This is a genomic window from Pseudonocardia sp. (assembly GCF_025965585.1).
GTDB lineage: Bacteria > Actinomycetota > Actinomycetes > Mycobacteriales > Pseudonocardiaceae > Pseudonocardia.
Genome location: NZ_JAOPWR010000254.1, coordinates 1 through 19,405, shown reverse-complemented (window position 1 = coordinate 19,405; position 19,405 = coordinate 1). Strand labels below are relative to the sequence as shown.

Annotated in this window: 22 protein-coding genes; 4 read left to right on the top strand and 18 right to left on the bottom strand. The window is 71.1% G+C overall.

Annotated elements, in window-relative coordinates; translation table 11 throughout:
- The 9 genes from JWR81_RS16535 to JWR81_RS16495 all read right to left on the bottom strand — a co-directional run.
- On the bottom strand, positions 1-993 hold a 993-nt coding region (locus JWR81_RS16535; protein WP_297652839.1), incomplete at its 3' end, for an AMP-binding protein.
- On the bottom strand, positions 990-2,051 hold the full coding sequence (locus tag JWR81_RS16530; protein ID WP_297652836.1) for a nitronate monooxygenase family protein: 1,062 nt from the start codon (positions 2,049-2,051) through the stop codon (positions 990-992). The genes JWR81_RS16530 and JWR81_RS16535, both read right to left, overlap by 4 nt.
- The gene (locus JWR81_RS16525; protein WP_297652834.1) at positions 2,048-2,899 is read right to left on the bottom strand and encodes an SDR family oxidoreductase; all 852 of its coding nucleotides are present in this window, start codon (positions 2,897-2,899) and stop codon (positions 2,048-2,050) included. The genes JWR81_RS16530 and JWR81_RS16525 overlap by 4 nt, the downstream gene beginning before the upstream one ends.
- Positions 2,896-3,468 carry an aromatic-ring-hydroxylating dioxygenase subunit beta gene (locus tag JWR81_RS16520; protein WP_297652831.1) on the bottom strand — a complete coding sequence of 191 codons (573 nt, stop codon included), beginning with the start codon at positions 3,466-3,468 and terminating at the stop codon, positions 2,896-2,898. Before JWR81_RS16520 ends, JWR81_RS16525 begins: the two co-directional genes overlap by 4 nt.
- Positions 3,465-4,757: an aromatic ring-hydroxylating dioxygenase subunit alpha gene (locus JWR81_RS16515; protein WP_297652828.1), complete on the bottom strand. Its 1,293-nt coding sequence runs from the start codon at positions 4,755-4,757 to the stop codon at positions 3,465-3,467. Before JWR81_RS16515 ends, JWR81_RS16520 begins: the two co-directional genes overlap by 4 nt.
- Positions 4,754-5,161 (bottom strand): bifunctional 3-phenylpropionate/cinnamic acid dioxygenase ferredoxin subunit, encoded by a 408-nt coding sequence (locus JWR81_RS16510; RefSeq protein ID WP_297652825.1) that lies wholly within the window; start codon positions 5,159-5,161, stop codon positions 4,754-4,756. Before JWR81_RS16510 ends, JWR81_RS16515 begins: the two co-directional genes overlap by 4 nt.
- Before the next feature lie 11 nt (positions 5,162-5,172).
- Positions 5,173-6,000 (bottom strand): hypothetical protein, encoded by an 828-nt coding sequence (locus JWR81_RS16505; RefSeq protein ID WP_297652823.1) that lies wholly within the window; start codon positions 5,998-6,000, stop codon positions 5,173-5,175.
- Between the two features lie 2 nt (positions 6,001-6,002).
- Positions 6,003-6,263: a hypothetical protein gene (locus tag JWR81_RS16500; protein ID WP_297652820.1), complete on the bottom strand. Its 261-nt coding sequence runs from the start codon at positions 6,261-6,263 to the stop codon at positions 6,003-6,005.
- Between the two features lie 8 nt (positions 6,264-6,271).
- Positions 6,272-7,117: an alpha/beta hydrolase gene (locus JWR81_RS16495; RefSeq protein WP_297652817.1), complete on the bottom strand. Its 846-nt coding sequence runs from the start codon at positions 7,115-7,117 to the stop codon at positions 6,272-6,274.
- A gap of 126 nt (positions 7,118-7,243) precedes the next feature.
- On the opposite strand from JWR81_RS16495, the gene JWR81_RS16490 reads away from it, so the two are divergent.
- A complete protein-coding gene (locus JWR81_RS16490) occupies positions 7,244-7,945 on the top strand; it encodes a TetR/AcrR family transcriptional regulator (RefSeq protein WP_297652814.1) in 702 nt (233 codons plus the stop codon).
- A 176-nt stretch (positions 7,946-8,121) separates the two neighbouring features.
- On the opposite strand, the gene JWR81_RS16485 is transcribed toward JWR81_RS16490, so the two are convergent.
- From JWR81_RS16485 to JWR81_RS16465, 5 genes are read right to left on the bottom strand one after another with little or no spacing between them, the layout of a single operon-like run.
- A complete protein-coding gene (locus JWR81_RS16485; RefSeq protein ID WP_297652811.1) occupies positions 8,122-9,132 on the bottom strand; it encodes a toluene hydroxylase in 1,011 nt (336 codons plus the stop codon).
- Between the two features lies 1 nt (position 9,133).
- Positions 9,134-9,439, bottom strand: coding sequence for an MmoB/DmpM family protein (locus JWR81_RS16480; protein WP_297652808.1), 306 nt, complete (start codon positions 9,437-9,439; stop codon positions 9,134-9,136).
- Between the two features lie 14 nt (positions 9,440-9,453).
- Positions 9,454-9,849 carry a Rieske 2Fe-2S domain-containing protein gene (locus JWR81_RS16475; RefSeq protein ID WP_297652805.1) on the bottom strand — a complete coding sequence of 132 codons (396 nt, stop codon included), beginning with the start codon at positions 9,847-9,849 and terminating at the stop codon, positions 9,454-9,456.
- Between the two features lie 8 nt (positions 9,850-9,857).
- Positions 9,858-10,103, bottom strand: a complete 246-nt coding sequence (locus JWR81_RS16470; RefSeq protein WP_297652802.1) for a toluene-4-monooxygenase system B family protein — start codon at positions 10,101-10,103, stop codon at positions 9,858-9,860.
- Positions 10,103-11,620, bottom strand: a complete 1,518-nt coding sequence (locus JWR81_RS16465; RefSeq protein WP_297652799.1) for an aromatic/alkene/methane monooxygenase hydroxylase/oxygenase subunit alpha — start codon at positions 11,618-11,620, stop codon at positions 10,103-10,105. Before JWR81_RS16465 ends, JWR81_RS16470 begins: the two co-directional genes overlap by 1 nt.
- Positions 11,621-11,795: 175 nt before the next feature.
- On the opposite strand from JWR81_RS16465, the gene JWR81_RS16460 reads away from it, so the two are divergent.
- Both JWR81_RS16460 and JWR81_RS16455 read left to right on the top strand, forming a co-directional pair.
- Entirely contained in the window at positions 11,796-12,398 is a 603-nt protein-coding gene (locus JWR81_RS16460; protein WP_297652796.1) for an MEDS domain-containing protein, read from the top strand.
- The gene (locus JWR81_RS16455) at positions 12,395-14,098 is read left to right on the top strand and encodes a helix-turn-helix domain-containing protein (RefSeq protein WP_297652794.1); all 1,704 of its coding nucleotides are present in this window, start codon (positions 12,395-12,397) and stop codon (positions 14,096-14,098) included. Before JWR81_RS16460 ends, JWR81_RS16455 begins: the two co-directional genes overlap by 4 nt.
- A 64-nt stretch (positions 14,099-14,162) precedes the next feature.
- Here the strand turns inward: JWR81_RS16455 and JWR81_RS16450 are convergent, their stop codons facing one another.
- From JWR81_RS16450 to JWR81_RS16435, 4 genes are read right to left on the bottom strand one after another with little or no spacing between them, the layout of a single operon-like run.
- Positions 14,163-15,764 (bottom strand): AMP-binding protein, encoded by a 1,602-nt coding sequence (locus tag JWR81_RS16450; protein ID WP_297652791.1) that lies wholly within the window; start codon positions 15,762-15,764, stop codon positions 14,163-14,165.
- A gap of 17 nt (positions 15,765-15,781) precedes the next feature.
- On the bottom strand, positions 15,782-16,537 hold the full coding sequence (locus JWR81_RS16445; RefSeq protein WP_297652789.1) for an SDR family NAD(P)-dependent oxidoreductase: 756 nt from the start codon (positions 16,535-16,537) through the stop codon (positions 15,782-15,784).
- Between the two features lie 15 nt (positions 16,538-16,552).
- Positions 16,553-17,701, bottom strand: coding sequence for an acyl-CoA dehydrogenase (locus JWR81_RS16440; RefSeq protein ID WP_297652787.1), 1,149 nt, complete (start codon positions 17,699-17,701; stop codon positions 16,553-16,555).
- A 1-nt stretch (position 17,702) separates the two neighbouring features.
- Entirely contained in the window at positions 17,703-18,500 is a 798-nt protein-coding gene (locus JWR81_RS16435; RefSeq protein WP_297652784.1) for an enoyl-CoA hydratase-related protein, read from the bottom strand.
- A 62-nt stretch (positions 18,501-18,562) separates the two neighbouring features.
- Here JWR81_RS16435 and JWR81_RS16430 point away from each other — a divergent pair, with 62 nt between their 5' ends.
- The gene (locus JWR81_RS16430; RefSeq protein ID WP_297652781.1) at positions 18,563-19,180 is read left to right on the top strand and encodes a TetR/AcrR family transcriptional regulator; all 618 of its coding nucleotides are present in this window, start codon (positions 18,563-18,565) and stop codon (positions 19,178-19,180) included.
- Positions 19,181-19,405: the final 225 nt, after the last annotated feature.

Here is a 19,405-nt window from a genome sequence, read left to right as displayed (position 1 = left end):
CAGTCTCCGGTGGTCGCCGTCGAGCCGGTGGTCCTCCTTGCGCAGGACGGTGCTGATCGTGGCGCTCTCACTGAGCCCGTACATCTGGACGAAGATCGGCCCGAACCGTTCGAGTGCGACGCTGAGCACGGGGACGGGGATCGGCGCAGCCGCGTAGAAGATCGTCTGCAGGCTCGACAGGTCGTGGGCGTCGAGGAGGTCGGTGCGCTGCAGCAGCAGCGCGATCATCGTCGGGACGAGGAACGCGTCGGTGATCCGGTACCGCTCGACGAGGTCGAGGACCGACTCGACGTCGAAGGGCACGGCGACCACGGTCATGCCGCGCATCAGCGCCGCCATGTGGGGGATGCACGCGGCGTGGTAGTAGGGCACGCAGGCGAGGTAGACGCCGTCGGCGTCGTGGAAGCCCTCGACCAGGAAGTTCGTCGCGCTGTGGACCAGGTTGGCGTGCGTGAGCTGCACGCCCTTCGGTCGTCCGGTGGTGCCGCTGGTGTAGATCAGCATCGCGGTGGAGCTCTCCGGAACGACCATCTGCGGCGGCGTCGGGGAGGCGCCGTCCACCATGGCCTCGAAATCGAGGGTGCCGGGTGCGGCGCCGTCCACGGTGAGCACGTGGCGCAGCTCCGGCAGGTCCGTCCGGATCGTCTCGAGGGTCCCGAGCAGGTCCGTCGACGTGACGACCGCAGTCGCACCGGAGTCGGCCAGGATGTACGCCACCTCGTCGGGCTTGAGCTTCTCGTTGACGTTGACGGTCACGGCGCCGATGAGGCCGACGGCCAGCGGCAGCTCCGCGCAGACCGTGCAGTTGCCGAGCAGCATCGCGACCCGGTCGCCATGGCCCACTCCGAGTTCCGCCAGCCCATTGGCGATCCGCACGGACCGCCGGGCCAGCTCGGCGTAGGTGTGCTGCCGGTTCCCGTGCGGGTCGACCAGCGCGATGCGATCGGGCAGGGCACGGCCCTGCTTGGTGAGGACGTCGCCGAGAACCCTCATGACTCACCCTTCTCCGGGCCCCGCCCGACGGCGCCGGTGCTGTGGTTGGTGTCGGTGTGGTCGGTGTCGGGGGCCCGGGCGGCGAGCCGCCGCATGGCCGTCGCGCGGTCGGCGGCCAGCTCGTCGACGATCGCCTGCACCGTGGTGACCGAGCGGACGCTGCCGACGCCGTGCCCGGCCGACCACAGGTTCTTCCACGGCTTGGCGCCCTGCAGGTCACCCGAGAAGTTCGCCGCTCCCACGTCGTCGACGTCGTAGCCGGCCTGTTCGAGGCTGGGCCGCAACCAGTTGGCGGTCACCCCGGTGACGGCCCTGCTCGTCACCACGTCCGCCATCTCGGCAGCGAGGAGCATGTCCCGGTACTCGTCGCCCGCGAGGCTCTCGGCCGCCGCGGAGAAGCGCGTCCCGACGTAGGCGCCGTCAGCGCCCAGCGTCTCGACAGCGGCCACGGCGGCGCCGTCGCCGATGCCGCCGGCGACGAACAACGGGCCGTCGTGGAAGTCCCGGACGGCGGGGACGAAGGCCAACGGGCTGAAGGTCCCGGTGTGGCCGCCGCCGCCCGCGCAGACGAGGACGAGCCCGTCGACGCCGGCGGCCACGGCGCGCTTCGCCTGGGCGACGGTGACGACGTCCGCGAAGACCTCGCCCCCGTAGCCGTGGACGGCGTCCACGACGCGGTTCGGCGCACCGAGGGAGGTGATCACCAGATCGGGCCGGTACCGGCAGAGGATGTCGACCTCGGCGTCGAGCCGCTGGTAGGTGCGGTGGGCGAAGAGGTTCACCGCCCAGGCGCCGCTGCCGGCGGAGCCCGTGGTCACACCGTCGCTGATCGACGCGCACCAGTGGTCGAAGTCCGCGAGCTCACGGGCGTTGGGCGCCGGGAAGGCCCCGACGATCCCGGCGCGGTGGGCGGCCAGCACCAGTTCGGGGCCGGACACCAGGAACATCGGTGCGGCGATCACGGGTATCCGCAACCGCGCCGACACCGGGGACGCCGCACCGGCGACCCTGCTGCCTGCGGCGCCGACACCGGCCTCGCGGGGGGCCGTGGCCGTCATGCGCCACCTGCGCCGATGGTACCGGCGACCCGCTGCGCGCGGTGGTGACGGCCGGAGCGCCGCACGTCCAGCCCGCCGTCGCTGGGCAGCACCGTGCCCGTCATGAAGGGAGCCTCGTCGGCGCTGGCGAGCAGGACGTAGAGCGACGCGTGGTCTCCCGGTTCGGCCACGAACCCGAGCGGTACGGTCTCGGCGACGCGGTCCATCAGGCCGGGGCGGTCGAGGAGGCTGCCCCGCCCGACCTCGCCGTCCGAGAGCCCGCTCAGTCCCGTGGAGGTGGCGCCGGGGGCGATCGCGTTGACGCGGACGTCCGGGGCGAGCTCGTGGGCGAGCTGGCGCACCAGTCCGACGACGGCGTGCTTGGCCGCCACGTAGAGCGGACCGCCGCCGCCGGCGTAGCGGCTGCTGCTCGACGCCGTGAAGATCATGCTGCCGTGCGCGGCGCGCAGCGCGCCCGCCATGACCCGGGCCCCCAACAGGTAGCCGAGTACGTCGACGGCGAACAGCTCCTCGAACGCACCCGGCAGCTGGTCGAGCGGGATGTCCTCGAGCCGTGTCCACATGTCGTGGATCCCGGCGTTGGCCACGTAGGTGTCGACGGCCCCGAACCTTTGCGAGGTCGCCTCGAGGACCGCCTCGTGGGCCGCTCCGTCGCGGACGTCGCCGCCCACGACGACCAGCCGCTCGGGCCACGCGGCCTGCAGGTCGCCCAGCGCCCCGCCCTGCCGGTCGAGCACCCCGACGCAGGCGCCCTCGGCCAGGAACCGGTCCACCACGGCGAGCCCGATGCCGCTCGCGCCCCCCGAGACGATCGCGACCTGCCCGTGCAGCCGCTCCGAGGCGCTCACAGGAAGGTGTTGATGTTCTGTGAGAGCAGCACGGACTGGCCGAGGACGACGGTGCGCCGGGCGATGCGCAGCCCGTCGTCGGTCCGGCGGACGACGTCGGTGCGGCGCGCGCTCAGGACGTCCTCCTCGTCGTGGTTGCGGTTGCGGTAGCTCACGAGCACCGAGCGCACCAGCAGCTCGCCGGGTGCGGGTGGCGGTTCACCGTGCGGGGACGGGCCGTCGGGGCCGGTGCCGGGCTCCGCCCCGGCTGCCTCGACCTCGACGTTGGCCACGAGATGGACATGACGGGTCGCCGGGTCCTCCGACCATGCGGTGGGCGCCTGGAAGCGCGCGACCCGCCTCGAGAGATCGGTGAAGTCGTCGTCGAAGTACGCCATGTGCGACGCGGTGATGCTCCCCGCGGGATCGCTGCGCATCCGGTTCTCCACACCCGGGACCCAGTAGTGGACGTCGGGGGTGAAGAGCGCGAGCCAGTCGTCATAGCGTTCCTCGTCCAGCAGCCGTGCCTCCCGGTAGAGGAACCTGCTGACCTCGAAGTGCAGGGCCATCTCCTCGGCGAGGTCGCTCACGACGCCACCTCCGACCAGCTCCGGGCGTCCATCAGTTGGGCCCAGCGCCCCAGGAAGGCGCGCTGGTTCGCGTCGTTGACCTGGCCCTTGTGGACGTTGCCGGGCAGCTCGGGATGGTCGATCTCGGTGCCGAAGCCCAGCCCGTAGTACAGGCGCTGGCGACGGGTGACGACGCCGTCGTTGGCCCGCGTCGCGTACTGCCAGTTGTCGCCGTCGTCCATCTCGAACACCCCGGAGGGCGAGAAGGTCATCATCACGCCCTTGCGGTAGGCGTCCTTGATGTGGCCGGGGGCGTTGCGGTTCACCAGCACCCACGTCTGTAGTTCGGTCTCCTGGGGCCCCCTCGGGTGCCACACGCGGAACGTGTTCTGCCCCGGCAGGAACGAGAAGTTCGGGAAGACGTTGACCGAGGCCATCGAGCCGACCATCCGCGCCCGTGTCGGGCCGAGGCGCTGCGCCATCTCCGGTTCGCGGGTCCTCAGCCAGCTGAGCACCGAGCGGTCCCCGAACGTGGCGGCGTTGCCGAGGAGGTCGAGGTTGAACTCCCAGCAGTGGCCGTTGACATTGGCCTGGTAGCTGTTCTCGTAGGACACCTTGCCCACTCCGCGGCCCAGCATCGCCTGCGCCCCGGAGTCGTGGGTCCAGCCGGCGTGCAGGGCGTCGCCGGCGAAGTTCTCGGCCGCGACCTTCCAATTGCACGGCAGGATCGAGCGAATGCATCCGGGCAGGAATTCGGTGCCGCCCTCGTCGTTGTCCAGCATGACGTCGAGGTAGTACGTGAAATCGCCGAAGTAATCGGCCAGACAGGGGGCGTCCGGGTCGAACGTGGCGAAGACGAGGCCTTTGTAGGTGTCGATCTTCGCAACGGGAGTGAGGCCCAGCTTGCGGCGGTCGAACCCCGGGGTGCGCTCGAAGGCCTCGCCCTCGTGCATCCCCGCGAGTCGTCCGTCCAGGCCGAAGGACCAGCCGTGGTAGTTGCAGACGAAGCCCCGCGCCTTGCCCGCCTCGGCGTGGCAGACCACGTTGCCCCGGTGCGGGCAGCTGTTGAGGTAGGCGCCCACGGTGCCGTCGCGGCCCCGCACGACGATCACCCGGTCCTGGCCCATCCACGTGGTGACGAAGTCGCCGGGCCGGGCGACCTGCGACTCGTGGGCCAGGAACAGCCAGGAGCGCGCGAAGATCCGCTCCAGTTCCAGGGCGTAGATGTCGGGGTCCCAGTAGATCGACCGGTCCACCCAGCCCTCGGCGGTGTCGATGAGGTGGCCGATGTCGCTCGTCGCCCGGGTCATGTCGCGCTGCCCGCGGTCGAGCCGGACGCCTCGGCGTCGAGCAGGACGGTCACGGTGCCGTCGACGACCTCGACGGGGTACGTCGCCAGGTCCTCGGTGGCGGGGAAGCAGAGCGCAGCACCCGTGCGCACGTCGAAGCGGGCCCAGTGCACCGGGCAGCTGACCTCGCCGTCCTCGAGGTCGCCCTCGGCCAGGCTGGCGAGCGCGTGGGTGCAGGTGTCGGCGGTGGCGTAGAGCTCGCCGTCCACGTTGTACACGGTGATCGGCTCGGCATCGGGCGTCGTGATGCGCTGCATCGTCCCTGGCAGGAGCTCCGCGACCGGACACGCGGCCAGCCGTCCCCCGGTGTACTGCATGTCGTCCGCCTTCGTCTCTCGTCGTTCGTCGTTCGGTGTCGTGCTCACGCCGGCCCTGCTCACGTGGCCCGCACCTCGACGAAGCCGAGCCCGGTGATCCACTGGGGCACCGGCAGGTACGCGATCAGCTCGCCGCGCGGGTTCGGGACGGCCGACAGCGCCGCGGCGAAGTTCCTGATCTCCAGGGCCCCGTTGCCGCCGTCGCGCAGCACGTCGCCGTCGGACAGGGCGCACAGCGCGTCGACGTCGCCCTTGGCGACGAGCTCGATGATCATCCGGTCGAACTCCGGGTTGACACGGCCCATATCGGCCTCGCCGACGGAGTGGCTGATCCCGCCGCTGCCGATGACGGCGACCCGCTCGTCGCCCGGCCACGCCTCGACGGCGCTGCGGACGAGCGAGCCGAGACGGGCGGCGCGGCGCATCGGGATCACCGGGTCGACACCGCAGGCGAGGTAGAAGGGGATGATCGGCACGCCCCCTGCCGGCTCGACGACGAGCTGGTGGGGGATCGCGACGCTGTGGTCGACGGTGAGGACCTTGGCGCACGCCAGATCGAGGTCCCCGTCGAGCACGTGGCGCAGGATGTGGTCGGCCATCTCGGGGTGGTGGGGGATGACGCGGCGGTCGAGGCCCGGCATCCGGTCGATCGGGCCGTCGAGCTCGCCGACCCCGATCAGGGCCTGCGGCAGGCAGCCCGGACCGAAGAGGATGTAGTGGTCGGTGCCGAAGACCACCACGACGTCCGCCCGCATCTCCGCGAGCCGCCGGGACGCCTCGGCGTAGGCCTCGAAGACGGAGTCCTTCACCTCGGCCGGCACGGCACCGGTCGCGGCGAAGATCAGCGGGTCGTGCGGCACGAGAAGTCCTCCGACGATCTCAGCCATGACTACGCCTCACCTCCGGCGACACGCGGTGCCGCGATGCGGCGCCGGTAGGCGTCCATGTCCTGACGGGCGAGCTGCCAGTACCCCATGAGCAGCATCGGGTTGACTCCTCGTTCCCGGAGCGCGTGCAGGTCGAAGTCGCAGATCAGCTCGATCTCCTCGTCGGTGAGGCGGTAGTTGCCGAGCAGCGCGCGGGGGTCCTCGCGGAACGCCTTCTTGGTCGGGCGGTCGACGCCGAGGTCGTAGAGGACCTTCTCGAGCATCGTCCGGCTCATACGAGGCCCCCGGCGAAGAGCGCGACCTGCTGCGCGAAGGCCTCCGGCCGCTCCAGCTGGACCCAGTGCCCGCAGTGGCCGAAGACGTGCATGTCGGCCCCGGGGATGTGCTGACCCGCGAACAGGCCGGCCTCGAGCGGCACGACCCGGTCCTCGCGGCCGTGCACGATCATGGTGGGTGCGGACACCTTGGCCAGGAACCCTGCGCTCGCGCCGCGCACCGAGCCACCGCCGGCTCCCGACGGCTCGGGAACGAGCCGGCGGAACGCCTCCTGCGCGCCGGGACGTGCCGAGAGCGCGTAGCGCTGGCCGACCATCTCGTCGGTGACGATCGCGGGATCGAAGGGGAACTCCTCCAGGATGGCCCGCATGTTCTCCGGGCTGGGCTCGTAGTACCAGCCCGACCGCAACCCGGTGGTCATCGGGAACTCGCCGGCAGGGGTGCCCAGCAGCACCAGCCCGGCGACCCGCTCGGGGGCGAAGACGGCGGTCGCGATCGCGAGCGCACCGCCGAAGCTGTTGCCGACCAGGACCGCGCGCTCCACCTCGACCGCGTCCAGGAACGCGAGCAGGTGGGCCGCCCACAGCTTGATGTCGTAGTGGCCGTCGCTCTGGAACTCGGTGAGCCCGTAGCCGGCGATGTCCGGCGCGATCGTCCGGAAGTTCTGCGCCAGCAATGGCGTGACCCCGTGCCAGTTGCTGAATGCGCTGACGCCGGGCCCCGATCCGTGGAGAAGGACGACCGGCGTGCCCGCGCCGTCGTCGTAGTAATTGGTGCGATGCCCGGCGGCATGCACCGTCAGTCCCGGGGGAACCGCCTGATAATGCTCGGCCACAGTCACGGTGCTCCGTTTTGATAGACCTATCAATCGCCGTCAGTCTGCGCCGAGGCGGGCGCGGACGTCAAGGGTGCCGTAACGCCGATGTCACCCAGGGACAGGCGGGATGTGCGCGGCTAGGCTGGTCGGGTGACGCGTCGAGACCCCATTTCGCAGGGCACCGCCGCGGCGGCGGGCCCGCACCCGGACCGCACCCGAGGCCCTGCCGACGACGGTGACTGGGATCGGCGGAGGCGGGAGATCCTCGAGGCCGCGGCGAAGGTGTTCTTCCGGCACGGCTTCGAGCGGGGAACCACCAAGGAGATCGCGGCGCTGGCCGGGCTGACGCAGTCGGGCATCTATCACTACGTGGGCAGCAAGCACGACCTGCTCGTGGAGATCGCCCGGCAGGTGGACCGGGACTTCAGCGCCTCCACGGCCGCGGCCTTCCGCGCCAGCGCCGACCCCGTCGCCCAGCTGCGCGACGTGATCTACGCCTTCACCGCCGTGCTGGCCCGCAACCGCTACTCCTACGCGGTGTACTGGAAGGAGTACCGGACGTTCCCCGCCGAGGTCGCGCGGGCGGTCGCTGCTGATCAGCGCACCTTCATCGAGCAGACGACCCAGCTGGTCGAGCGCGCGCAGGAGGCCGGCGCGCTACCCGCCGACCAGCCCACCGAGATCATCACGAACGGCCTTCTGGGCATGCTCGCCTGGATGTACATGTGGTTCGAGCCGGACGGCCCTCACACGCCGGACAGCATCGGACGCGCGTTCATCGCCCTGATCGGCCTCCCCGCGGCCCCGCCGTCGCCCGCTCTGGAGCCTCCGGTGCGGCGTGGCTCCTCCTGACCCGACGCCGGTTGTCCACGGGGTCATCCTGCGCAACGTCTCCATCGACACCTGCGGCTCGGACCAGCACATGGTGCGTGGCCGCATCACCGCACCGGCGCGGCGGAAGACGACACCCCCGTTCCGGGCGCGCGCCCGGAACGCGGGTGTCGCTGTGGGCCGTTCCGGCCCGTCTCCTACAGCCCCAGCGTGGCGGTGAACCGGTCCTGCCCGGCCCGCACCTCCGCCGTGACGTCCGCTCCCGCGAGCGGTGCGGGCGCCCCCTCGAACAGCGGGGCGAGCGCCTCCACCGCCCCCATGGCCCGCGGTGTCCAGGTCTCGACCCACCCGGTCAGCACCGTGGCGAGCTCCGGCCGGGCGTCCAGCGCGTACCGGACGAGGTCGCCGGTCCAGTGCCTGCTGCGGTTCGCGTCGTTCTGGAACTCGGCGAACATCAGCTCGAGGAACGGGTCGTCGTTGCGCTCGGCCAGGGCGGCGAACTGCCAGTCCAGCAGCGTGTCGATCGCCGGCTTGACCACCACGTTGAGCGCGGTGAAGGCCTCGCCCCAGTCGTAGGCGATCAGCAGGCGCTCCAGCGTCTCCCGCAGCGGCTGCCACGCCGCGTCGCCGGTCCACGGGTCGCGCGCGGCCGCGGTCGTGGCCAGGCCCGGGTCGTGGGCGTCGGCCAGCACCTGCGTCCAGTAGGCGATCCGCTGGATCCGCCGCATCTCGTCGCCCGCCTGGAAGGCGGCCGGGTTGGTGACGAACGACGACGGAGCCATCTGCCCGACGTACAGGCTCACCATCTGCAGGACGTGCAGCGGGAAGCGCAGCGGGACGAAGAGCTGCCGCAGGGTCTGCACCCAGGCCGGGTCGAGCGAGGACGCGTGCTCGGTGGCCTCGTAGCGGTCGACGAGGCCGTCGAGGTACAGCTCGCGCTCGTGCTGCACGGCGACGTAGTCCTTGTACGTGAGCTTGTCCGGGTCGCGGAAGCCCTCCCAGTCGTCCACCTGGAACGGCGACCCCTCGCGGTGGCGCAGGTACCAGGCGTTCATCGGCATGCCCGGGTCGAGCTCGAACGGGGCCGGTTCACGGCGGAAGTGGTAATGGAACTTCGCGGTGACGGCCTCGTACGGACTCACTCGGCGACGGACGTCGCCGAGCATGCTCCAGGTCTTCGGCCGCGGCCGGCGTGCGCTGGTGGTCATCTCAGTCCTCCCGGTCCAGGAACCAGACGATCTCGTTCTCGTCGGCGTTTATCCGCCCCGCGAACGCCGAGAGCGACGGTTCCAGCTCGGCCAGCGAGAACTCGTGCCCGAGCACCTCGGACAGGCTGGCCCTGGTCAGCCGGCAGCGCTGGGCCGCGCTGATCCGGATGTAGCCGCCGCGGTCGTCCACGACGATGTCCGTGTCCGGGTTGTCGATCTCCATGGCCTCGATCACGGCCTCGGCGAGCTCGTTGTCGACCCCGCGTATGACCGGGCCGACCATCCTGACGTGCGCTTCCGTCGTCACGACGACGTCCTCCCTCAGGTTCCGGAACAGCGGTTGTGGTGGCGCAGGCCGTCCTGCGGGATCCCGACGCGTACGGTCTCTCCGTCGGTCTCGGTCGGGTAGGCGTAGAGGCGGCAGCCCGCGGGGTTGATGCCGATCCCCGAGCGGAGGTCGAGCTCCCACAGGTGCCCGTGACAGACCAGCACCCCGTCGTCGGGCTCCCAGTCCCCGTCGGCGAGCAGGACCTCCTGGTGCGGGCAGAAGCCCTGGTAGGCGCGCAGCTCCCCGCCGGGTAGGTGGACGAGCAGCACGCGCTCTCCCGCCGCTTCGACGTCGAGCACCTCGCCCTCCCACAGCTCACCGAGCGTCGTGACGTCGACCCACTTGATCTCGGGAGCTGTAGTCGTGTCGCCTCCGCGGGAAGAACTCATTCCGGCGGTCACGCGTAGCCCGCTACCAGCACGTCCAGCGGGGCGACGCCGGCGGTGATCACGGTGGCGTCCGGGTCGAGCACGGTGCCGTTGTGGCGCACCTCGATCGGCCGGTCCTGCGCCTCCACGCGCCGGTCCACCGCGTGGTGCGCGATCTTCTCGCCGACGACCGACATCGGGTCCTCGGTGTCGATCGCCGCGAGGATCACCACGAAGTCGCCGTCGAAGATGCCCTGCACGGGGAAGAGCGCCATCAGAAGCCCGCCTTCGGGAGTCGCAGGCCCGGATCCGTGGCCCACGCGTAGTTCGTGGCGTCGGTGCCGCACTCGGCGGGGGACAGGCCCATGTAGCCGAGCGCCCCACCGAGGTCCATCGGCTGGATCTGGCCGGCGAGGAACCGGTCGATGAGGTTGAGGTGCCCGGCGAACCGGGACGGGTTCTGCTCGAAGATCCACTGGCACGGCTCGGAGCAGAAGACGTAGCGCCGTCCGCCGTGGTCGAGCATGCGCGGTACCGGGCTGTCCAGGTACCCGGCGAAGAAGCCGGAGGGCGTCACCACCGGGATCTGGCACATGTTGCAGACCATCGGCAGCGTCTCGGGCAGCGTCTTCTCGATCTTCCCCGCGCGCACGTTGCGGGTGATCACGTCCCACGTCCTGCCGAACGTGTCGTTCCAGCCCGGGTACTTCTCCTCCAGCCAGTCGCGTTCCTCGGGCGACATTCCGGCGTCGGGGTTCCACCACACGGTCGGGCGGTGGAACCAGATCCCGATGTGCAGGGCGTGGTGGTACCAGTTGAGCTCCTTGAGGAAGTGGTCCTCCCAGTACCACGACGGCTCCAGCCCGAAGTCGCGGAACTGGTCGAGGAACTGCTTGACGATCCACTCCTCCATGAACTCCTTGAACGACTGGGAGCGGTGCTCCAGCGGCGTGTAGTAGTCCATCGACAGGCCGGTGAGCAGCGCGAACACGTGCCACGACCGCCAGAACATGTGGTCGATGAGCTTCTGCGCGTGCTCCTTCCGCCCATTCTCGATGAGGATCTTGACGGTGGGCTCACCCTGCTGGGCATGTCGCGCCTCGTCGGTCTGGATCGAGGAGATCAGCGCCCCGAAGCCGATGTCGCCGACCTCCATCGCGTCGGCGGCCATGCCGAGGAACTGCAGGTTCGTGAACCCGGTCTCGAAGGTGAATGTGAGCTGGATGGCGGTGGAGACCGCGTCGTTCGCGGAGAACATGTCGTCGAACAGGTGCCGGGCGGCGATGGCGCCCCATTCGTTGGTGTGGAACGTCTTGTGCGCCCAGTCGGCGCGCGGCTCCTGCTCCAGCAGGCCGTAGGGGAAGTAGGTCTGGATCTGGCCGTGCCGGATCTCGTCCATCGAGCCGAACATCGCCATGTTGCGCCAGGCGGCGGCCCGGCCGAACCGGCCCATCCGCATCTCGCCGATCGCGGCCATGTACTCGCCGAACGCGATCGCGCCGTAGTGCGCGATGATCGCGGACTTCCAGCCGGGGTCGAGCTGGGCGAACACCTTCGACCGGGCCACCACCTGGTTGACGGCGTACACGCCGGTGTCCTTGCCGACCTGGTTGTGGACGTACTCCGGGTAGCTCACCTTGTAGGGCTCGTCCCAGTCCCACCACTTCTCGGCGGGGATGCCGCCCGCGGCGGACATCTCCTCCGGCCACACCTGCGCCTCATCCACATAGGACACATTCCAGTTCATGTCCCTGGCGAGGTCGTACCAGTCCGAACGGGCGAGTCGTGGCACGTGCCCTCCTCCTGCTCGACGGCGTCCCGGGTGATCCCCGGGCCGTGATCAGGATCACGGTCGGCCGGGGGCGTTCGCGATGCCCCGAGAGGGCCAAACGGCCGCCGCGGTGTGTCCGTTCGGGGCTAGAATGTGGCTGCGATCACAGCGGCTCGGCGGAGGGTGGTGGGTGCGCGTGCCCCGGGAATTCGGCCTCGCGGGGGTGGAGCTGGAGCCCGGCGACCACGTCTGCGGCTTCTACTACGGCGACGACGAGCGCGATGCCATCCTGCTGCCCTACCTCGAGGCCGGCCTGCGCGAGGGCGACCGCTGCCTCGGCGTCGTCGACACGACCGATCCCGCCGCGGTGCTCCGGCGGCTCGACCCCGAGCTCGACGCCCCCGGGTGCGCGGCCTCGCGGCAGCTGCTGCTCTGGCCGTCGACCGAGACCTACCTGCGGGGCGGGCGGTTCTCGCCCGACTGGATGAGCGAGTTCTGGGAGGAGCAGGTCCGGGCGGCCGCGGCCGACGGCTACGACCTCGCCAGGGTGGTCGGCGAGATGTCGTGGCTGTCCCGCGTCGAGCTGGACCGGAAGCTGCTGGTGGCCTACGAGGGCTGGGCCCACCGCTTCGCCGCGCTGCACGGCCAGGTGCTGCTGTGCCTGTACGACGTCAGCAGGCTCGGCAGCGGCATCCTCGTCGACCTGCTGAAGACCCACCGGAAGCTGCTGCTCGGCGGCCTGGTGCTGGAGAACCCGCACCACCTGACCGGCAGCGAGTTCGCCACCACGAGCCCGTGACCCCGGTGTCGGCGCCGAACCGGCAGTCCGAGCTGGCCCTGCGCGACCAGCTGTCGAACCTGCAGGGCCTGCTCGCGCTCTCGATGATCATGACCGAGCGCCGTTCCGAGGACGACATCGTCCACCTGGCCACCACCGCGGTGCCCTCGCTGGGCCGCTGCCGGATCGACGGGGTCTTCCAGGTCGGGTTCGGATGGCGGGCCACCGCCGGGTCGTGCACCCGGCCCGCGCCGCGCGCGCAGGTGCAGGCCCAGCTCACCCGGCTCGCCGCCGACGGCGGCGCGCTGACGATCGCCGGACAGGGCTGGGCCTGGGCGTTCGCGCTGCGCAGCCTGGCCGGGCACTTCGGGTTCCTCGTGGTCACCGCCGACCAGGAGCCGTCCGACGCGGAGCTGTTCCTGCTCCGCGTGCTCGCCCAGCAGACCGCCACGGCCCTGGCCAACGCAGGCCTGCACGCGGGGGAGCGCGCCGCCACGGCTGAGCTGCGCTCGGCGAACGCGGCTCTGGCGCAGACCGTCGCCGCGCTGCAACGCAAGACCGCGATCCACGACCGGCTCACCCGGGTCGCGGTCGCCGGCGAGGGCCGGGCGGGGATCGCCCGCGCGCTGCACGAGCTGACCGGCCTGCCCGCCGGCGTCGAGGACCGGCACGGGAACCTGCTCGCCTGGGCCGGCCCGGAGCCGGTCCGCCCGCCTCCGAAGGTCACGCCGACCAAGCGTGCCCACCTGCTGGAACGCGCGCTAGTGGCGGGCCGGCCGATCCGGGCCGACGGCCGTCTCGTCGTCGTCGCCCGCACCCGCGGTGACGTGCTCGGCGTGGTGGCGCTGGCCGACCCGGACGGGCGGGCGGGGGAGCAGGAGACGGTCGCCCTCGAGCACGCTGCCACCGTGCTGGCCGTGGAGCTCGCCTGGTTGCAGAACGTCGCCGACGCCGAGCTGCGGCTCGGCCGCGACATCGTGTCGGACCTGATCAACGGCATCGACTCGGACAGCGCGCTGGAGCGGGCCCGTGCCGTCGGGCACGATCTCGGGCGTCCGCACCGCGTCCTCCTGCTCGACGCCCCCGGCCACCCCGACACCTTGGTCGTCGCCGTCCGCCAGGCCGTGCGGGAGCACCGGGTCACCCCGCTGCTGCTGCCCCAGACGGACGCCGTCGTCGTCCTCGCTCCCGGTGCGCCCGACGACATGCCGAGGTGGGAGCGACTGCGCGCCGCGGTGCTCGCCGTGTCGGGGGCCACCCGGTGCCGGGTCGGTGTCGGCGGCATCGCCGAGCGGCCGTCGGAGTTCCCGCGGTCGCACCGCGAGGCCCGGCTCGCGCTGCGGCTGCACGACACGATCGGTGGCGCCGACCGCGCCGTCTGCTACGACGAGCTCGGGGTCTACCAGCTGCTCGGTGAACTGGGGGATACCGGCGGCGTGGAGCGCTTCGTCCGGCGGTGGCTGGGCGACCTGCTCGACTACGACGGGCAGCACCGGACCGACCTGGTCGCGACCGTGAGCCGCTACCTGGAGTGCGGCGGGAACTACGACGCCACCGCGCGGGCGCTGGCGCTTGGCCGCAGCACCGTCAAGTATCGGCTGCGGCGGATCCGGCAGATCTCCGGTCACGACCTGTCCCGGCCGGACACGCGCTTCAACCTCCAGCTGGCCACCCGCGCGCTAGGCACCCTGCACGCGCTCGGAGAACCACTGTCCCCCTAGTGCGCTGGGTCCACACTGGTCCCGCTCCTACCGTCCGACCAGCGCGGATGCGTGCGGGTTCACGTCACTCCTGCAGGCGGGCTCGGATCTGGAACTTCTGGATCTTGCCGCTGGCGGTGCGGGGGAGCTCGTCGAAGATCTCGAGTCGTTCCGGCCAGTACTGCCGGGCCACCCCCTTCTCACCGAGGAATGTGCGCATCTCGTCGATCGTCAGGCCCGCCACCTCCGGCCTGAGCGTGACGACGGCGCACGCGCGCTCCTGCAGTCGCGGGTCGGGCAGTCCGACCACGGCCACACCGGCGATCGCCGGGTGCTCGTAGAGGACGTTCTCGACGTAGGCCACCGGGATGTTCTCGCCGCCGCGGATGATCACGTCCTTGGTGCGGCCGGTGATGTTGAGGTAGCCCTCCGCGTCGATGACGGCGACGTCGCCGGTGTCGAACCACTCGCCGTCGAACGACGACGCGGTCAGCTCCGGGCGCTCCAGGTATCCCACGAACAGGAACGGGCCGGTGACCTGCAGCCGCCCTTCCTGCCCGGCGGGCAGCACCGCGCCCTCGGCGTCGACCACGCGGATGTGCATGCCGGGCCACGGGTAGCCGTCGCGCTCGACGATCTTCTCCTCGGGATCACCGGGGATGCCCAGGGTCACCAGTGCGTTCTCGCTCTGCCCCCAGCCGCCGAGCACGGCCAGCCCCGGGAGCTTCGCCTTCGCCTGGCGCACGAGCGCGCGGGGGATGGGCGCACCCATGCAGCAGAACCGCTCCAGCGACGACATGTCGTGGTCGGCCAGAGTGGGCGCGTCCAGGGTGTCGTGCAGGAACGGCGTGGCGGCCGAGGTGTAGGTGATCCGGTGCTCCTCCACGAGCTCGACGAACCGGCCTGCGTCCCACACGTCCTGGTAGACGGCCGTGGCCCCGCCGACCTGGGCCGGCAGCCGCACGCCGTAGAGGAGGCCGGTGAGGTGCGCGAACGTCGACGCCATGTGGATCACGCTGTCGGCGCCCACCCCGAGCCGCTCGGGCAGCGGGGCGTTCGCAGCGACGAGGGTGTTGTGGGTGTGCATGACGCCCTTGGGCTCGCCGGTGGTGCCCGAGGTGAAGATCAGCAGCGTCACGTCGTTGGGGTCGGGGCGCAGCGCGTCCAGCTCGGCGGGGTCGCGGCGCTCCTCCCAGGAGGTGTCGACGAAGTCCTGCCAACTGGTGTCTCCCACGACGAGCACGTGCTGGAGCGACGGCCAGTCGCCGCGCAGCCGCTCGACCATCGCGGGGTGGTCGTAGCCGCGGAACTCCTTCGGCACGACGATCACCTTCGACTTCGCCAGCCCCAGCATGAAGCCGACCTCGCGGTCGCGGTAGATCGGGATGAGCGGGTTGTTGACGGCACCGATCCGCGTGGCCGCGTAGTGCAGCACGAGGAACTCGGTCCAGTTCGGCAGCTGGTAGGACACGACGTCACCGGGCCCGACGCCGAGCTCCAGCAGCCCGAGGGCCACGCGGTCGGACAAGCGCTTGAGCTCGGCCCACGTGGTGGTGCCGTGTGCGTCGATCGACGCCGCCTTGTCCGGGGTCGCGGCGGCGGCCTCGTCGAGGAAGTCGGTGATCAGCTTGTTCGGCCAGAGGCCCGTGTAGAGATCGATCTGCTCGGCGGTGAGCATCGTGTCCATGGCGGGGTGTCCCTTGTTCAGCTCATCGTGAGGCCGCCGCTGACGCTGACGGTCTGGCCGGTGATGTAGGAGGCCTCGCTGGAGGCGAGGAAGGCGACGACGTTGGCGAGGTCGACGGGCTGGGCGAGGCGGCGGAAGGGGATGGCCTTCGTCAGCGCGTCGCGCAGCTTCGGGTTGTCGCCGCCGATCGAGGCGAACAGCGGGGTGTCGGTGGGCCCAGGGCACACGACGTTCGCGTTGACCTGGTGGCGTGCCATCTCCCGCGCGATCGTCTTGGTGAACGCGATGACGCCGCCCTTGGCCGCGGAGTACACCGCCTCGCCGGACGACCCGACGCGTCCGGCGTCGGACGCGAGGTTCACCACCGAGCCGTGGCCCTGCGCCGCCATGATCGGCAGCACCGCCTTGCAGGTGTGCAGGACGCCGTAGAGGTTGATCGCGATGACGCGGTCCCAGTCGGCGGGGTCGGAGTCCACGAACGGGCCGACGACGTCCCAGCCGGCGTTGTTGACCAGCACGTCGATCCGGCCGAACTGCTGGTGCACCTGCTCGACCATCGCGGCCACCGAGTCGCGGTCGGTGACGTCGGTGCGGATGCCGGTGCCGCCGATGGCCCCGGTCGATATCGCTGCGGCGGTCTCCTTCGCGGTGGTCTCGTTGATGTCGGTGACCACCACCGTCGCGCCCTCGGCGGCGAGCTTCTCCGCGATGCCCCGGCCGATGCCCTGGCCGGCCCCGGTGACGATGGCGATCGTGTCGTCGAGCTTTCCCATACTTGTTCCTCCGAATCAGGGGGCGAGCTCGCGGCCCAGGCGCTGCCGGGCGATGACGAGCTTCATGATCTGGGCGGTGCCGTCGCCGATCTGCAGGCCGAGCACGTCGCGCATCCGCTGCTCGATGGGCAGTTCGGTGCGGTAGCCGTACTGGCCGTGCAGCAGCAGGCACTGGTTGATGACGTCGTAGGCGGTCTTGGGGGCGAACCACTTGCACATCGCGGCCTGCGCGGTGTGGGGCTGCCCGGCGTCCTTCAGCCACAGCGTCTGGTGGCACAGCAGCCGGGCCGCCGTGAGCAGCGTCTCGGCCTCGGCCAGCGGGAACACGACGCCCTGGTTCTTGCTGATCGGCTGGTCGAACGCCTCGCGCGTGCCGACGTAGGTCCACGTCTCGTCGACGGTCTGCTGGGCGGCGCCCAGGCACTGCAGGCCGATCAGCGCCCGGCTGAAGTCGAAGCCCTGCATGACCTGGGTGAACCCGCGTCCCTCCGCGCCGAGCAGGTTCTCGGCCGGGATCCGGACGCCGTCGAGGTGCACCTCGCCGCGTCCGACCGCCCGGGTGCCCATGTCCGAGTACGGCTCCCGGCTGACGCCGGGCAGGTCGAGCGGTACGAGGAACGCGCTGATGTCCTTGCCGCGCTTGTCCGACGGCCCGGTGCGGGCGAACACCACGACCGCCGCGGCGTCGGCGCCGAACGACAACGACTTCGTGCCGTCGAGCACCCAGTGGTCGCCGTCGCGGGTCGCGGTGAGCCGGGGCATGCCGGCGTCGGAGCCGGCGTGCGGCTCGGTCAGCCCGATGCCGACGATCTCCTCGCCGCTGCAGATCAGCGGCACCCAGTGCTGCGCGATCTCGGGCCGGGCGTTGCCGGCGATGATCTGCGCGACGAGCGACCCGACGACCTGCAGGTACCCGACGTTGATGTCGCCGCGCCCGATCTCCTCGGTGATCAGCCCGCTGGTCAGCCGGTCGAGCCCGCGGCCGCCCAGGTCGACCGGCGTCTCCGGGGCGATCAGCCCGAGCTCGCCGATCTCGCGGCGCAGGTCGGGCTCGATGCGGCCGGCCTTCTCCCGGTCCCGGTAGCCGGGCAGCAGCCGCTTCTCCGCGAGCGTCCGGGCCCGGTCGCGGTACTCGCGCTGGACGTCGCTGAGCGCGAGGTCCACGTCAGTGCCCGACGACCTTGGAGGCGAAGTCCGGCGTGCGCTTCTCGGCGAACGCCGCCGCGCCCTCCAGTCCCTCGGGGGAGGCCGTGAACAGGTCCAACGCCGACATCGCCATGTTGGACAGGCCGGCCAGGTGGTCGGTGTCGGCGTTGAACGACTGCTTGAGGAAGCGGATCGCGGTGGGGCTCTTCTCCGCGACCTCCGCGGCCCACGACTTCGCCTCGTCCATCAGCTGGTCGGCGGGCACGATCGCGTTGACCAGGCCCATCTGCTGGGCCTCGGCGGCGCTGTACTGGCGGCACCAGAACCAGATCTCCCGGGCCTTCTTCTCCCCGACGATCCGCGCGAGGTAGGCCGAGCCGAACCCGGCGTCGAACGAGCCGACCTTCGGCCCGGACTGGCCGAACCGCGCGGTGTCGGCGGCGATCGTGACGTCGCAGAGCACGTGCAGCACGTGCCCGCCGCCGATCGCCAGCCCGTTGACGGCCGCGATCACGGGCTTGGGGATGTCGCGGATCAGCTTGTGCAGGTAGCCGATCTCGAACATGCCGCTCTCGGTGGGCCCGTAGTCGCCGGTCTCGGCGCGCTGCTTGACGTCGCCGCCGGTGCAGAACGCCTTGTCGCCGGCTCCCGTGAGGATCACGGCCGCGACGCCACGGTCGGCCCACGCCGCGCGGAACGCGCGGATCAGCTCCTCGACGGTCTTGCCGCGGAAGGCGTTGTAGCGGTGCGGCCGGTTCATCGTGATCACGGCCGTCGTGCCCTCGACCAGGTACTCCACGTCTTCGTAGTCGGTCATTCGACCACGGTCACAAAGTTTGACTTTGAAGTCAAGAGTCGGACCGTGGGTAGGATCTGTCTGTGGTCAGTCGGGTGGAGCGCAAGCGCGGTCAGCGGATCGAGCAGATCCTGACCGTCGCCGCGGAGATGTTCGGTGAGCGCGGCTTCGACGCCGTCAGCCTCGAGGACGTCGCCGAGCGGCTCGACGTCAGCAAGGGGTCGCTGTACTACTACTTCGCCAGCAAGGACGAGCTGGGCACGGCGGCCATCGAGACGCTGGGCGACGACTGGACGGCCCGTCTCGAGCAGCTTCCCGCCGCCCACGAGGGCACCCCCGCCCAGCGGTTGCGCGCGCTGCTCCGCGAGCACATCAGGATCGCGGTCCGCGAGTACCCCGCGGCCCTTCGGCTGTTCCTCGTCCCGCGGGACTGGCCCGACGCGCAGCAGGCGAGGATCAAGGCGTTGCGCCGCCGGCACGACCAGCTGTTCCGCACGGTCGTCGACGAGGGCGTCGCCACGGGGGAGTTCACCGTCACCGGCGTCGACACCGTGCTGCAGTGCATGCACGCCGCGATGTCCCAGGCCCCGGTCTGGTGTGCGGGGAAGAGGGGCGCCGCGCTCGACAGCGCCATCGCCGAGCTCGCCGACACCCTGATGATGCTGGTGGGCGAGCTGCCGCCACACCGGGCACCCCGTTGACCGCCGGCCGCGTCCCCCGAGAGTGCTGATCCGGTGGCCTCGTTCGGGCGGGAGCGCGCCCAGGACGCCGCCCACCCGGGGCCCTTCCTCCCGGCGCCGTCCTGCGGTGTGATCCGGCGAGACCTGCACCGTCAAGGAGTGGCAGGGGCCTGGCTCCCTGGCGAGAGGATCGCTCGCCGGATCGCGATCGCCATGATCGATGCTGTGTCGCCGCCGCGGGCCGGC